Consider the following 13,413-nt stretch of genomic DNA (forward strand, 5'->3'; position numbering starts at 1 on the left):
GTCAGCCCTCGGCGATCAGGTGAACAAGAACATGGTCGTCAAAGGAACTCCAGCATCCCATAATGTTTTTGATATTATTCTCATTAGCGATCTGAAGGGCTTCATTATGCAGACGAACAAAGACACGGCTCATTTCAATATGGATTTCAATGTCAGTCCATTCGATAGTGGCAAACCCTGTTCCCAATGCTTTTGCTGTTGCCTCTTTAGCGGAAAAGCAAACCGCATAGCTCAAACCTGATAAATCCGATTTGCACTGCTCCAGTTCATACGGTGTGAAAATCATCTGCAATACTTCGTCATCATATTCCTGGATCAGATGAGCTATGCGATCCACCCTTTCGATATCCACACCAATTCCTTTAACAGACATCTTTACTCAGATTTGAACCATAACGAGAACCAGCCCAATGGAAATTGGCGTTGTTCCGTGGAGAATGAGAGAACCCGCTCCAAATGTTCGAGATAAAAATGAGGAGCAAAGGTATCAATTAACTCTTTGCTGGAGATTCGTCGTGGCTGCGGGCCTCCGGGAATTTTGTCCGAAAACGAACGCAAGACGAATAATCCACCAGGCTTGAGAACACGCAATACTTCCTTCACATATTGCCCCCGTTCTTCATCGGTGAGATGGTGAAAACACCCTTGATCGCAAAATACATCAAACTCCCCATCTCCAACGGGAAGATTCAGCGCGTCGGCCACGTGAAAGTCCACATTCACGCCATAAACATCCGCCAACTTCCGTGCGGTTTCGATTGCCGATTCCGAAATGTCGACTGCTGTCACTTCCATGTCCCGTACAGCGAGAAAAACCGCTTCTGTACCGATGCCACAACCCACTTCAATCACTTTGGAATGCGGTTTGATCGTTTGATCCCATACCAGTTTGATCAATTCCGGCGAAGCTGTGCCGGCTGTCCACTCATGACGGCTGGGCAGCTTTTCACTGTATGCTTTCGTGAAATAGGAACGAACATCTGGAACAGTTGGACGCATCTTTTACGTCGCCTCCCCATTTTTTTTGTCCAATTCAGACTTGACCAGGTCGCAAATATCTTTGACTGTTTTATCTTCTCTGGCGGCAATTTTCACTTGCACACCAAATTGCTTCTTTAATTCAAGTGAAAGTTGCACCGTTTCTGTGGAATCCAAGGCCAAATCTTGACGCAAATAGGCATTCTCATGCACCTCTTCAGCCGGGATGCCTAAAGCAACGATCATCTCCTTAAACTTTTCATAAACCATATAAATCCCCCTATTGATCTTGATCAGTAAAGGATCGAATTATGATCGACACATTGACGCCTTCCCTTGCCCGTGATTGCACCAAGGCATGAGATACCTGACGCACCAACGGTTCCTGCACAATCTCTACGGAGTCACTGGTCAAAGGCTTCTTAAGGTTGATTGTGGGCGGCACCACACCCGTTTCCATCGCCAGCAATGCACAAGCTAGTTCCGTCGCTCCACTTGCCCCATATAAATGCCCATACATTGACTTGGGCACCGTTACCTGCGTTTGGTCAAACACTTCCTCTAAGCTTTCCAGCTCCACGCGGTCACTTGTGCGACACCCAGAACCTTCCGCAAACACGATATCGATATCGTCGGGAGTCAATTCTGCTTGACTTAAAGCCTTCCTTATTCCTTTTTGCATTGCCAGCCCCTGTTCCGGATTGTGATCGGTGGTCATCGAGGTAGCAATCACTTCTCCGTATATGCGTGCATTACGCGCCCGTGCGTGTTCCAACTCTTCAAGAATCAAAATGGTGCTTCCCTCTCCCAACACAATCCCGTTACTCTCCTGATCAAATGGCTGATAAGCATCTTCAGGTGTCTTGGCGGCTGCCAAATCGCCTGTTTCGTAATAACATGTCATGCCAAAAGGAGTAAGCGGCGCTTCCGTCCCTCCGGTAAGAACGAGATCGTTATATCCCATTTGAATGGAACGAACACCAAAATAAATGCCACACGCACCACTCGCGCGATCACAGACAAAGCTTTTGCTATACCCTTTGATTCCATGGCGTATCGTGATAAACCCTTGTGGCGCGGTGGGGAACCAAGCGGTCGCTTGCCAAGGATTCACATATGAAGCCCCTTGCTTGTACAATTCGTAAAAACCGCGTTCGCATATATCCCAACCTCCCGCGTTGTTCCCCAGGAAGACTCCCACCCGATACAAATCCTCCTGTTGCAAGTCCACATCCCCATCAGCAAGTGACAACTGCGCTGCTGCCAACGCGTAATGGGTAAAAAGGTCTGTCTTTACCTTAAACCTGCGTGGGATAAAATCGTCTGCTTGAAAATCAGTAATTTCACCGGCAACTTGCACCGGAAATTGGGATGCGTCAAAGCGAGTGATCTGTCTGAGCGCCGACTCTCCACGACTGACCTTGTTCCAAAATTCCTCTTTGCCAATCCCAGACGGATTGACAATCCCCATTCCAGTAATAACCACCCGCTTAAGCACGTTGGGTACCTCCATATTTTCGAAAAATCGCGGTCGAATGAATACCGCCAAAGCCGCTTGCGGTCACCATTGCCGTGTTAACGGGCAAACTTCTCGCTTCATTGGGTACATAATCCAAATCGCATTCCGGATCAGGAAACTCGTAATGGGCCGTTGGGTGCACCACCGAATGATTAATGGACATCAAAGCTGAGATCACACCCATCAAGCTGGCAGAAGACAACGAATGACCAATCATCGATTTGGTGGAACTGATTGGCACCTTATAAGCGTGTTCCCCCAAAACGCGCTTGAAGGCATTGGTCTCAAACACATCATTTTGTGGAGTTGAACTTCCATGCGCATTGATATAATCAATTTCTTCCGGCTTTACACCACCCATGTGCATTGCGGCGCTTATCACGTCACTCATCGACTGGCCATCCGCTTTCAAATCGGTCATATGAAAAGCGTTGCTCACGCTGTAATAGCTAACCACCTCGCCATAAATGCGGGCTCCTCTGGCAAGCGCGTGTTGCTCTTCTTCCAAAACCAGAAAAGCGGCCCCTTCACCAATGACAAATCCGGCGCGTTTGGCATCAAAAGGCCTTGAAGCCTTTTTGGCTTCACACTCGGCGACAGACAAAGAACCGATAATATCCAAGGTGGCGTATGTCAAATCAACCAAAGGTGCTTCAGACGCCCCTGCCAGCATGACCTTGGTCTCACCAGACCGGATCAACTCATAACTGAGCCCCAACGCATCCAAGCCCGCCGTGCAACCAGTGGACAAGGAAGTGCACGGGCCTTGAAGCGAATATTTTTTAGCCAACAGTGCAGCGGGATAGTTAAACATTCCGGAGTTATAAAATATCTCTCCCACCTGCTGGTATTCCAACATTTGTTCATCGTTGTCACTCAACCTTTTAAACATATCTGCTACCGTTTGTGTGCCGCCAATCGCTGAAGAGAAAATAATCCCTCTCTCATCAGCCTCTGCCACAGAAGGAGCGAGTGAGGCATCTTCCATCGCAAGCTGTCCAGCAGCTAAACCAAATTGCACAAACCGATCTTGAGCAGAAAAATCTATATCATCCCAATATTCGATGAATTTATCTTGGTCAAATTCCTGTAGCCGTGCCAATACTTTGCTGTTAATATCCATCGATTCCATCTCGGCGTCCCGGACGATATAGGATTCTCCCGCGACCAACTGCTCCCAAAATCGCTCTTTGCCAACCCCGTTTGGGGCTATGACTCCGATCCCTGTCACTACAACTCTATTCATAAATCATCCCCAAGTCTGTATAAATAAATTTGCCTAAATTTGGACGAACACTTCTCTCGCTTGGCGCATCAACTTCATTGCTTCACGCGTAGCCTTCAACGCGCGCTCTTGCAGCTCTGGCGTCGTGCAATATTTCTTTAACAAGGTACACCCAAACGAAACATGGAAGTGCTCATCTTTGGCCACTTTTTCCACTGTATTCCGGATGGACTCTGGAAAACGATCCAAAGCAAACTCCATAAAACCAAGAGCGGCACTTTCCGATGCGATGTTATGCGCTGCCAACCGTTCAACCAAATGATCCAACCCTGGATAATACTCTTCCATCAAATAGCGCCATTCTTTAGGCGGAGTGAATGCATCTGGATCAGTGTACTCCTGCAAATACTTGCGCAACCACACATAATGATTTGCTTCATCACGGATCTGATGCGCAAAATTGACGAACGCATCGGGTTCTTTCGTTGTCTTCAGCCAATCGGCAATAAAATACGTTGCCGCTTTTTCATAGTAGACCGCAAAATTCAACCAATGTTTGATCACAAATTCCGGCAACTCGGCCTGCTCATCTAAACCTTCAAGTCTGATCTGTCTCTTCTTCTCTTCCTGATCATCCATTACTTCCTTCAGGAGCTGATCCACGAACAAAGCACTGTCCATCTTGTCAATTCCTTTCTACTGTAGCTTTGAGAAAATACGTGTTATCGCGGCTCATGAGAATCTCACCAAAATATTTTTGTTCCAAATCTTCTCTCGGTATCAATTGAACGGCATGATAGCCCATTTCCTTAAGGCGAGTTCTCAATTCTTCCATATCAAAAAAGCCAATCCACGGTTCTCCGATCTTTTCCAAAAAGGCAAGATTTTTTTCAACACCCACACTGACGGGCTTGTCCCCTTCAAAAAATGACTTGATGTTGATCAAATCGGCATAAAAGGCAAACTGTTTAAAGTTCGCGGCAAACGCGTCCATCACTTGATAAACGGCTTCTTTGGCAAAATAATAAGTGGCTCCTTCCCAGACAACGGTCGTGGGCTCGTTAAAGTCCACCCCATTATCCCGCAAAGAATCCATCAATTCCTTGGGCGGCCGGTTCAAGTCAAACCCGACAAATTTGACATCGGAGACATCAATCTCCGCTTGCGTAAATACGTTTCGGCAGAATGCTTGTGAATAGGGATGATCGACACTAAAGAAATGTTTTCCTTTCCATTCCGGCAAAGACGTTGCCCGCAAATCAAAACCGGCGCTCAACACAATGAGTTGGGTATGATGCTTGGCTTGGTCGATCAAGGCATCACGAAAATACAGGCTCCGCAACACTACACTACGCGAGAACATGCCGCGGGACCCACGATCCAAAATCTCACAGTTTTTCTCAGCATCGGGCAACAACAAAGCTATTTTTTGTGAATATGGGTCCTTTAGCAAATCTGCATTTGCGGCTCTAACGGCACAAACGGCTTCCATGGTTAAACTTTTTGATTTTAGACTCACACCAACACCCGCCCGCAATAAATATATGAATATTTACAATTCGACAGGGACACGTTCCGGCACCGTTCCAGTTGTATAAAAGAAACGAATGGCTTTCATGCGCTTTTCTTCAGTCAGTTCAAACCATTGCCATACTCCTTCAGGCACTTGGATAAACTCCCCTGCCTCCACCGTGACTTTAAATTTTGTTCCGTCATGACCGAGATAACCAAACTTCGCACTTCCATCCACAAAATACCAAAACTCATTTTCAAAGTGAAAATGAATGGGAGCAAATTTACTTAGTATAAAATCTAAATGCTCAAATTCAGGATAAAAACAGACCACATCAGACCGATATCCTGTTAATGATGAAAATTTATCTATTTCCTCAGGAAAAAGATCAATTAGGCCAGAGCGTTGCTCATCCGTCAACGTCTGCAGCTTCGCTAATTCCTTTGCTTGGTCGGGCAGCTCAACTTTCCCAAACTGAATGCCAAACCTCTCCAAAAAAAGCGTTATCTTTTCATGATCTTGGGTCTCTACTTCTTCATTAAAAACAAAGAGATTAGCCATTTTTTCCCCTCCTTGTCAATTAATGATCTGAATAATTCAGATTATAATCAATATACATTTATTTTGACAATACTTTATTCAAATTTATTTTAAAAATTATGTTAAACCTGTTTTCGATAGGCAACCGCTAAAACGGACCTGAATTTTTATAAAAAAATTTAATCATCATTTAGTTTGAAATGGTATAATATAATAATATATTGTGCAGGAAGGAGTTGTTATAATGGAGTATCTAAGTCAGCGCAAAAAACTAATTGTAATGCTGGCGATTATGTCCGCTTTGTTTTTTGCCTCACTCAATCAAACTATCATCGGCACCGCTTTACCAACCATTGTGGCCCAATTAGGCGGAGCAGATTATTTTGACTGGGTGTTTACCATCAATATGTTGGCTTCTGCCATCACCGTCATAATCGTTGGTAAACTGTCGGACATTTATGGCCGGAGAAGTTTTTTGCTGTATGGCTTGGGGGTATTGATTCTTGGGTGCGTTTTGTGCGGCACCGCCAAAACCATGTTTCAATTGATCCTTTACAGGGGAGTACAAGGTATAGGTGAAGGCATGGTCATGTCAACAGTCTTCACTTCAGTTGGTGACTTGTTCGCACCGCGGGAACGGGGAAAATGGCAAGGTATGCTAGGCGCTACATTTGGTCTGACAAGCATATTGGGCCCCTCCATCGGCGGATTTATCGTCCACCATTGGAGCTGGCCATGGATTTTCTGGGTTTTCCTTCCCGTTGGGATCATTTCGCTTTTTCTGATTTTGTCCTTGTATCCCAAAACCGACTTTCATCAACGGGAAGCTGTTGACTATTGGGGCGCATTTGCCTTGATCGCCATGATGCTGCCTATGATGTTTGCGTTATCATTTGGCGGTAAAGCATATGCCTGGACCTCTCCGTTGATATTGTCATTACTGGGAATGACCATCCTTTCATTCTCTGTCTTTCTCATCATCGAGAGCAAAGTGGAAAATCCAATGGTTCCACTCAAGCTGTTCAAAAACAGCATTTTCACTTTGTCCAATATCGTCTCATTCGGGATTGGGATCGGGATGTTCGGCACGATTATGTACATTCCGTTCTTGGCCCAAGGTGTACTGGGAACCGATTCTTCCAAAACGGGCATGATCATGATGTCCTTGATCATCAGCATGATGGTCTTTAGCACCATCAGCGGCCAGATTGTGAGCAAGACAGGGAAGTACAAAGTACTGTCTATATTCGGGTTGGTAACGATGACCGGAGCATCTTATTTGCTCTATCTCAGTGATCCAAGCACAACACCGCTGACGCTGGTTTCCAAACTTGTCCTGTTTGGAATCGGATTGGGTATTTGCTTCCCGATCTTTAGTTTGACCGCACAAAATGCTTTGGAACATCGCTATCTGGGAGTAGCCACATCAACCAACCAGCTATTCCGCCAATTAGGGGGAACCGTGGGCGTTGCGATTATGGGTACCATCATGTCAACGCAACTTAACGAAAAATTGACCCATATCCCACTTTTAGATAAAATAACAAATAGCCACGTGCAATTAGATGGTTCCCATTACGAATCAAATTTGAAAGCCCTGTTGGATCCGCAGAAGCTAGGAGAAATCCGTGCGCACCTGCCATCCGCTCAAATGGCCCAATTCGATCATCTGGTGATGGAGCTTCGCCATACCATCGACGAAGCGATTGGTGGGATTTTCCTTTTTATCATGCTTTCACTTTTGGTTTGTGTCGTTTTATCCTTTTTTATCAAGGAAATCGAGTTGCGAACAGTCAACACACCTGAATCTGCTGAAAACACCGAAACTAATTCAACCTCTACTGCATGAGGTAACATATCAGTTGTTACGCTTCCAATCTATTAATTCTAATTCATAAAAGGAATGAAAAATCACATAACTGGTTGGTAGTCCAGTTACATTAGGAGTTGACTCCTAATGCAGTATCCTTGCCCCCTCGGGCTCGTCCATCATTCCTTTCACATTCACAATTTTTTTAGAGGGGGAACCTGAAATGAAGCTAACCGTTTATCATGACGGTCAATTTTGGGTTGGAGTTATTGAAGAAACCGTCGACAGCAAATTACGTGCAGGCCAAGTTATTTTTGGATCAGAGCCGAAAGACACTGAAATTCTCGATTTTGTCAACAAGAAATTGCTGTCGTACATCGAAAAACGCAGATTCCAAGTAGAAATAGAAAAGAAAGAGAAAAAAGTCAACCCCAAACGCCTCGCTCGCCAAGTGGCCAAAGAGATGCAACAAAAAGGGGTCTCCAACTATGCCCATGAGGCAATGCAATTGGAACTGCAAGAGCGCAAAAAAGAACGAAAAATAATAAGCAAAGAGGAGAAAGAAGCATTGGCTAGGAAAAAAAGAGAAATGAAAATTGCCAAGAGAAAAGCAAAACATAAAGGTCGATAGATTTTTAATCTGTCTGCCTTTATGTACGTCCCCCCAGTATTCTCAATATGCCTATTTATCCTCCAACTGTTGTTCTCCAAAACAACAAATGATCATCTGTGTTTTCCTCCATTTTCACCTTTACATACCACGAATGACCAGCTTCCCCATGCATTCACTCCCATTAAAACCCATCCCATATAGCTTGATTAAGCTCATATGTCCATGACAAAGAGTATCCCTACGCATTCAGTTCTCATTTGATCCCCTTTTTCAATTCCATTTCTCCCATAATGATGTAACTAACCCCAATTAGTAAAGCAATAAAACTTGCGATTTTCAACTCATCCCCTATAAAGTCAAGGAATATGGGAAAATTGGAACCCACTGAAACTTTAGTATTTAAAATGGCAGCGGCAATATAGCGAGTTGTAAATAAAATTGAGGATATCAGACAAAAAATCGCTCCTGTTAAAATCCTGTACATACGAAAACCTCCTAACGATGATTATTGATGAAACATCAAGTTAACCAAACCATTTTAATAATTGCTTCTTAGACAATATTAATTAGTTCCATCTATAATAAAATCTCATTTAAATATATATACGAATCGTTACAAAATTTTTTAGAATAATCAATTATCTCATCGAAGAATATGAACATACTTCTACTCATCTGTTTAAAATCGCAGAATTACTGTAACATATTTTCATCAATAGAAATTCATGGAAATATCTTCCCCATAAAGATACTCTTTGTTTTACTTCCACTCAGATCTGTCTACAATGATTGCAAAATGTTTTTGCTCATAATTATCCACTTAGAAAAGCTTAGATATAATGTAAAAAATGTTTGATTTCCCTAAAATATAATCCAATTGCATATACCATTCAATGATCCCAAATATTTACCTACTTAAGTGCAAGTCCACAAGATACAGTCAAATTTCAACGATAAATAACATTATTATTTTCGCAAAATTTTAGAAACGATTATATATTATATTGAGAATGCTGAAGAGCTCCAAGATGGCTTAGTAACAGATAAAGCCATTATTGATAAGTATATAAAACTGGCTCAGCCTGAGAAAAAGAAATTTGAAGAAAATTTCCCTAACAGTGTCAAAAACAATAATATTATAACGGCATACTTTAATAATAAACAAGGAAAAAGTTTTTTTGGAGTTCAATTTGATCCGAATACAATTAAAATCAAAAATACAATTTCATTGATATTCATATCAAAAGAAAATAATAAAGCTGAAGTGTTTACAACTTTAAACGGAGTAAAAACTTCTCACTACAATATGGAAAATAGCAAAGTAATCAGTGGATGGATTCTTAATAATGGGAAAAACTAGATACTGTTAAATTCTATAAGGATATAGAACAACAAAATTCTATTACAACTAGAGTTACACCTTGTATGAAGAAATGTATATTAAATGCCGGAGTTCGAGAAGCCGTACACGTCGCAATTGCAATTGCCTGTGGTACCGCATGCAAAGTCTGGGCAACTTGCCTTATTTGCCTAACATTTTATGCCGGGGTATATGGAGGCAAAGTTACGGCATGTGCCAAAAAGTGCCCAAAACCCAAAAGCACGATAGGATTATCTTGCACAGTAAATGGTTGAATATTAAACACCATAAATGAAGAGTGCAATAATTGAATTCGTGAGGTGAAAACATTTTGAGAAAACTTTTATTCAGGAATAAAAAGAAAGAATATCCATCTAGCAAACACCTATGGCGGGCTTATTAAGTTATGTTCTGGATACTATTCGTAATCATCTACACTAGGGCTAAATTTTTCGGTCAAAATCTCGGGGACTTATGGGATTTAGCGATTTACGCAGCCGTGATGTTATTAACAATTTCTTTTTTAAATACATATTCCCCAAAAAAATAACACTCTTTTGCTAAAAACAGATAGCCAGAATGTGGTCTAACGACCAATTTTGGCTTATTTAGTTTTCCATAGAATGACCTCTTCATTCCTTCATTTAAATAGATTTAAAATACTACAAGTTGAGAAGATCGTAGAAGCTCGTTCCGCACAGTGCCAAATCTACTCCGGGCCACTGTGCTTATTGATCTTCACCTATTCCATCTGTTGCTCAAAAGATTGCAATCGTCTTGCTGCCAAACGATAAACCTTTTCCTTATCCCTCGGACCAATCGCAATGATCTCCATGCGTATCATTTCGTCATTAACCACCGGACGATACACAATACGTAAAGCCATATTCTTAGGTTTTATTTTGGTATAGCCTTTAAGCTCATCTCTCAATGGTTCACCGATCCCCTGGGGTTTTATTAACGGCCCTCTCATTCCCCTTTTAATAATCAAAGCGATAATTTTTTCTTGTCGGTTTTTATCATAGCTGCTTAAATCATTGAGTGACTCTTTTGTAAAATGAACTTCGACTCGATATGGTTTTAATAATTCATTTATTTGTTGAGCTATCCTCATCAGTCTTCCTCTTCCACCTCATCAACCAACTTCATAATATAATTCAAATCCAGTTGGTTGTCTTGAATTACTTGAGCAAGAGGAATGTCGGCGATTGTCTCTTTTCTCTCTAAGGCAATTTCCTCAATAGCGTGATCCAACGCCCAATCAACAGCTTCTTTATATGCCAAAAGTTCCTCAAAATACTTCAGATCAGCAATAACCGCTTTTCCAGGCTTCTTTACATTTTGAATTACATACACATCTGTACTTTTCTCTTGGGAATAGGAATCAAGAATCTCGGTCAATTTTTTACTTCGGGTTAATTGAGTGACAGATAAAACTCGATCATTAAGGAACCTTAGAATATCTGTAGTTACACGTCTCTTGGCTGCCATAGCCAACCCCATCCTTTGCCATCACCTTTTCATGTTTTTATTATATGCACCATACATTATTATTATACCTTTTAAATGTGTTTTCGTAAACACATTTAACAACACAATATAACGTTTTTGAATTACATCACCACAGGCAAGATATCATTGTCTATCTGATGTAGCTCAATATTAGAACGGCTTACTGTGCTCAGCTCTTTTACCTCTTCATTGTTTAACTCAATTAAAAAGTAGCCAATTTTGGTCACATTTCATCTCCTTAAAACAGCAAAAAAACGCGAAATCTCGCGGTTTATTTTTTGGTGGGTGGAGCATAGCGGGCTCGAACCGCTGACCTCTACACTGCCAGTGTGTCTTCGCCCAATAATTCGAGTGAATTCTAATGTACTTGAGTTGAAAAGTCCGCAGAAACTCGGGATTCTTCGCAGTTCCGTATCTACTCTAGTTCACTCTAGTTACCATTAGTGTGTGGTCAAAATGTGGTCAAGCGGAGATCACGCCTAATTACTGGTAAAAATGAGCCCATTTCGGCTTCATCCCGCCATTTTTTATTGAACATTTCTTGAACTTACAGATGGTTTAATCGAAAAAGGCAAAGGGTTTTCCCTCTGCCTTGTCATCATTAACCAATAACCCTTCAGTCTATTCCCAATTTAATTGGTCAGTGAGTTTTCCTGTTTTATAGAAGTGTTCAAATGCCTTTATTACCGCTGGCAATCCAACAAGATGTTCCTCAAAAAAATCGCCCAATCTATCATCGATGATTAAAGAATGTATTTCATCAGGGTCTCCCTCGGGATTTAATAAGATTGTTGAATCAGCGTCTAAATCAAAAAATGACACATGGTAAAGCTTCTCTTCTTTCTCTTCAATATAATTTCCACCACCTGCTGTGAGTGAACCGATACCCTTAGTCTCTAAATACAAAAAAGAATACCCTGGTTCCCCCAAGCGATTTAATTCCTTGTACACATCTTCCCACGTTGGTTCTTCAACTATTTTTTTATCATTGCCAAATATCAACTTCTTGCTCATCTCAATCCGCCTCTTTCCACGTCGTTCTACGCATACCAGGTCTAGGTCTATAAACGATACCATTTGGATTATCGGGTGTAACAACTATCAATTCGTCTAAACCCACTTCTTCCATTAGGTTCTGAACTCCTTTAAACTGATCACCACAAGAATCACATAGAGGTCGATCAACAACCAAATGCTGCTATCATTACAGGAATTGTTGGCATGGTCCACGCTTATTGGAACTATTGGGGTACAAGCTTATTTCAATTTTCGATCTCAACGAATGACGATACGAGATGAGATATTTAGAAAAAGAGTTGAAGTATATCAGGAGTTATTAGTTCTACTAAATGAGATTACAAGTGAATTATTCAAGTTCTTTTTACATAAGCCGGTTCAACCAACCACAATGATACATATTCAACAGTTAAGAGATCAGTTATCAAAGGTTTATACAAGAAATCGTTTTTTCTTATCTGAACTGATAGAACAAAAAATCAATGACCTTTTGGCAATATTAGCTTGGCTCCGTTTAACAGATGAGTATGACTATTTTATTGAATTGATTATTGAAAAAGCAAAAGAAAGTTTCTCTTCTTTAAAACGGAACGAAATTAATAAATTGGTCATTATAAATAAAAAAAGAAGTTTCTTTTCTCTAAAACAGAACGAGAAATTTGAAGAATGTTATCCTTTATATCATCTGGATGGAAAAATTATTAATACAGTTAACTTTGTAGTTGCCATCTATCACTTATTAATACGCCCAATTACCACTCAAATATGGAAGGAAATAGGTATACGTTCGATAAAAAAGGAGTTAAGTCAACTAGATCGTTAAGTCTCTCGATCAGAACCTCTTGTAGACGGTTTTGCCGGAACACAGGTATGGTTGCAATCTTGTTTGCAACCATACGCTGTCTTAATCCTTTCTAAGTGTAATGCGCATCATTTGGTATGACTACGACCTTGACCACATTCATCATAGAGGCCAAATCACATTCATGAAGTGGCATTTTCTCTTGGTACTCTAATGCCTTCTATCGCATTCTACTTACCTTAAGTGAGTGGTCAAAATGTGGTCAAATGGCCTTTTTCAGCCCCATTCCATTTTCCGGGAACAGCAAAAAACCGCGAAATCTCGCGGCTTATCTTTGGTGGAGCATAGCGGGCTCGAACCGCTGACCTCTACACTGCCAGTGTCGGCGGCGGTAATCACCCGTTAACGCATCCGTTATGTTAACGCTCTAGACACGTTATTTACGCTTAGTTTCTACCTATTATAAGCGGTGAATGGGCGGGCTGTCAACGGTGAATGAAACGATAACACTAAACGGAAAAATA

16 protein-coding genes are annotated in these 13,413 nt (G+C 41.5%); 3 read left to right on the top strand and 13 right to left on the bottom strand.

The features are described 5' to 3' along the window. Position 1: 1 nt before the first annotated feature. Genes EDC32_RS08185 through EDC32_RS08220 form a run of 8 tightly spaced genes read right to left on the bottom strand, consistent with a single transcriptional unit; the run spans position 2 to position 5,796 of the window. A complete protein-coding gene (locus tag EDC32_RS08185; protein ID WP_022737183.1) occupies positions 2-373 on the bottom strand; it encodes a holo-ACP synthase in 372 nt (123 codons plus the stop codon). Between the two features lie 2 nt (positions 374-375). After that, positions 376-999 (bottom strand): class I SAM-dependent methyltransferase, encoded by a 624-nt coding sequence (locus EDC32_RS08190; RefSeq protein ID WP_022737184.1) that lies wholly within the window; start codon positions 997-999, stop codon positions 376-378. Positions 1,000-1,002: 3 nt separating this feature from the next. Further along, the gene (locus EDC32_RS08195) at positions 1,003-1,248 is read right to left on the bottom strand and encodes an acyl carrier protein (RefSeq protein WP_022737185.1); all 246 of its coding nucleotides are present in this window, start codon (positions 1,246-1,248) and stop codon (positions 1,003-1,005) included. 10 nt (positions 1,249-1,258) lie between these two features. Next, on the bottom strand, positions 1,259-2,476 hold the full coding sequence (locus tag EDC32_RS08200) for a beta-ketoacyl-[acyl-carrier-protein] synthase family protein (RefSeq protein WP_158283288.1): 1,218 nt from the start codon (positions 2,474-2,476) through the stop codon (positions 1,259-1,261). Continuing rightward, positions 2,469-3,743: a beta-ketoacyl-[acyl-carrier-protein] synthase family protein gene (locus tag EDC32_RS08205; protein WP_132221331.1), complete on the bottom strand. Its 1,275-nt coding sequence runs from the start codon at positions 3,741-3,743 to the stop codon at positions 2,469-2,471. The genes EDC32_RS08200 and EDC32_RS08205 overlap by 8 nt, the downstream gene beginning before the upstream one ends. Before the next feature lie 33 nt (positions 3,744-3,776). After that, on the bottom strand, positions 3,777-4,403 hold the full coding sequence (locus EDC32_RS08210; RefSeq protein WP_022737188.1) for a ferritin-like domain-containing protein: 627 nt from the start codon (positions 4,401-4,403) through the stop codon (positions 3,777-3,779). 4 nt (positions 4,404-4,407) lie between these two features. After that, positions 4,408-5,241, bottom strand: coding sequence for a class I SAM-dependent methyltransferase (locus tag EDC32_RS08215; RefSeq protein ID WP_132221333.1), 834 nt, complete (start codon positions 5,239-5,241; stop codon positions 4,408-4,410). Positions 5,242-5,274: 33 nt separating this feature from the next. Continuing rightward, on the bottom strand, positions 5,275-5,796 hold the full coding sequence (locus tag EDC32_RS08220) for a cupin domain-containing protein (protein ID WP_132221335.1): 522 nt from the start codon (positions 5,794-5,796) through the stop codon (positions 5,275-5,277). 223 nt (positions 5,797-6,019) lie between these two features. Here EDC32_RS08220 and EDC32_RS08225 point away from each other — a divergent pair, with 223 nt between their 5' ends. Beyond that, positions 6,020-7,624, top strand: coding sequence for an MDR family MFS transporter (locus EDC32_RS08225; protein ID WP_132221337.1), 1,605 nt, complete (start codon positions 6,020-6,022; stop codon positions 7,622-7,624). A gap of 184 nt (positions 7,625-7,808) precedes the next feature. Next, positions 7,809-8,216, top strand: a complete 408-nt coding sequence (locus EDC32_RS08230) for a YjdF family protein (RefSeq protein ID WP_132221339.1) — start codon at positions 7,809-7,811, stop codon at positions 8,214-8,216. Positions 8,217-8,451: 235 nt separating this feature from the next. Here EDC32_RS08230 and EDC32_RS08235 read toward each other — a convergent pair whose 3' ends face one another. The 5 genes from EDC32_RS08235 to EDC32_RS08250 form a co-directional block, all read right to left on the bottom strand. Further along, on the bottom strand, positions 8,452-8,682 hold the full coding sequence (locus EDC32_RS08235; RefSeq protein WP_132221341.1) for a hypothetical protein: 231 nt from the start codon (positions 8,680-8,682) through the stop codon (positions 8,452-8,454). A 1,618-nt stretch (positions 8,683-10,300) separates the two neighbouring features. Next, positions 10,301-10,672: a type II toxin-antitoxin system RelE family toxin gene (locus tag EDC32_RS08240; protein WP_132221342.1), complete on the bottom strand. Its 372-nt coding sequence runs from the start codon at positions 10,670-10,672 to the stop codon at positions 10,301-10,303. Next, positions 10,672-11,049, bottom strand: a complete 378-nt coding sequence (locus tag EDC32_RS08245; protein WP_132221344.1) for a hypothetical protein — start codon at positions 11,047-11,049, stop codon at positions 10,672-10,674. The genes EDC32_RS08240 and EDC32_RS08245 overlap by 1 nt, the downstream gene beginning before the upstream one ends. Positions 11,050-11,171: 122 nt before the next feature. Then, a complete protein-coding gene (locus EDC32_RS16730; RefSeq protein ID WP_281275219.1) occupies positions 11,172-11,297 on the bottom strand; it encodes a hypothetical protein in 126 nt (41 codons plus the stop codon). A 394-nt stretch (positions 11,298-11,691) separates the two neighbouring features. Further along, a complete protein-coding gene (locus EDC32_RS08250) occupies positions 11,692-12,084 on the bottom strand; it encodes a hypothetical protein (RefSeq protein WP_132221346.1) in 393 nt (130 codons plus the stop codon). Between the two features lie 178 nt (positions 12,085-12,262). Between EDC32_RS08250 and EDC32_RS08255 the strand changes: the two genes are divergently transcribed. After that, a complete protein-coding gene (locus tag EDC32_RS08255) occupies positions 12,263-12,910 on the top strand; it encodes a hypothetical protein (RefSeq protein ID WP_132221348.1) in 648 nt (215 codons plus the stop codon). Positions 12,911-13,413 lie beyond the last annotated feature (503 nt).

Origin of the sequence: Laceyella sacchari, assembly GCF_004343255.1 — a bacterium.
Lineage (GTDB): Bacteria > Bacillota > Bacilli > Thermoactinomycetales > Thermoactinomycetaceae > Laceyella > Laceyella sacchari.

Coding starts and splice junctions, on each gene's coding strand:
- EDC32_RS08240 (WP_132221342.1), bottom strand. CDS start 10,672: ATGAGGATAGCTCAACAAATAAATGAATTATTAAAACCATATCGAGTC.
- EDC32_RS08225 (WP_132221337.1), top strand. CDS start 6,020: ATGGAGTATCTAAGTCAGCGCAAAAAACTAATTGTAATGCTGGCGATT.
- EDC32_RS08195 (WP_022737185.1), bottom strand. CDS start 1,248: ATGGTTTATGAAAAGTTTAAGGAGATGATCGTTGCTTTAGGCATCCCG.
- EDC32_RS08185 (WP_022737183.1), bottom strand. CDS start 373: ATGTCTGTTAAAGGAATTGGTGTGGATATCGAAAGGGTGGATCGCATA.
- EDC32_RS08230 (WP_132221339.1), top strand. CDS start 7,809: ATGAAGCTAACCGTTTATCATGACGGTCAATTTTGGGTTGGAGTTATT.
- EDC32_RS08250 (WP_132221346.1), bottom strand. CDS start 12,084: ATGAGCAAGAAGTTGATATTTGGCAATGATAAAAAAATAGTTGAAGAA.
- EDC32_RS08220 (WP_132221335.1), bottom strand. CDS start 5,796: ATGGCTAATCTCTTTGTTTTTAATGAAGAAGTAGAGACCCAAGATCAT.
- EDC32_RS08255 (WP_132221348.1), top strand. CDS start 12,263: ATGCTGCTATCATTACAGGAATTGTTGGCATGGTCCACGCTTATTGGA.
- EDC32_RS08205 (WP_132221331.1), bottom strand. CDS start 3,743: ATGAATAGAGTTGTAGTGACAGGGATCGGAGTCATAGCCCCAAACGGG.
- EDC32_RS08235 (WP_132221341.1), bottom strand. CDS start 8,682: ATGTACAGGATTTTAACAGGAGCGATTTTTTGTCTGATATCCTCAATT.
- EDC32_RS08210 (WP_022737188.1), bottom strand. CDS start 4,403: ATGGACAGTGCTTTGTTCGTGGATCAGCTCCTGAAGGAAGTAATGGAT.
- EDC32_RS08245 (WP_132221344.1), bottom strand. CDS start 11,049: ATGGCAGCCAAGAGACGTGTAACTACAGATATTCTAAGGTTCCTTAAT.
- EDC32_RS08190 (WP_022737184.1), bottom strand. CDS start 999: ATGCGTCCAACTGTTCCAGATGTTCGTTCCTATTTCACGAAAGCATAC.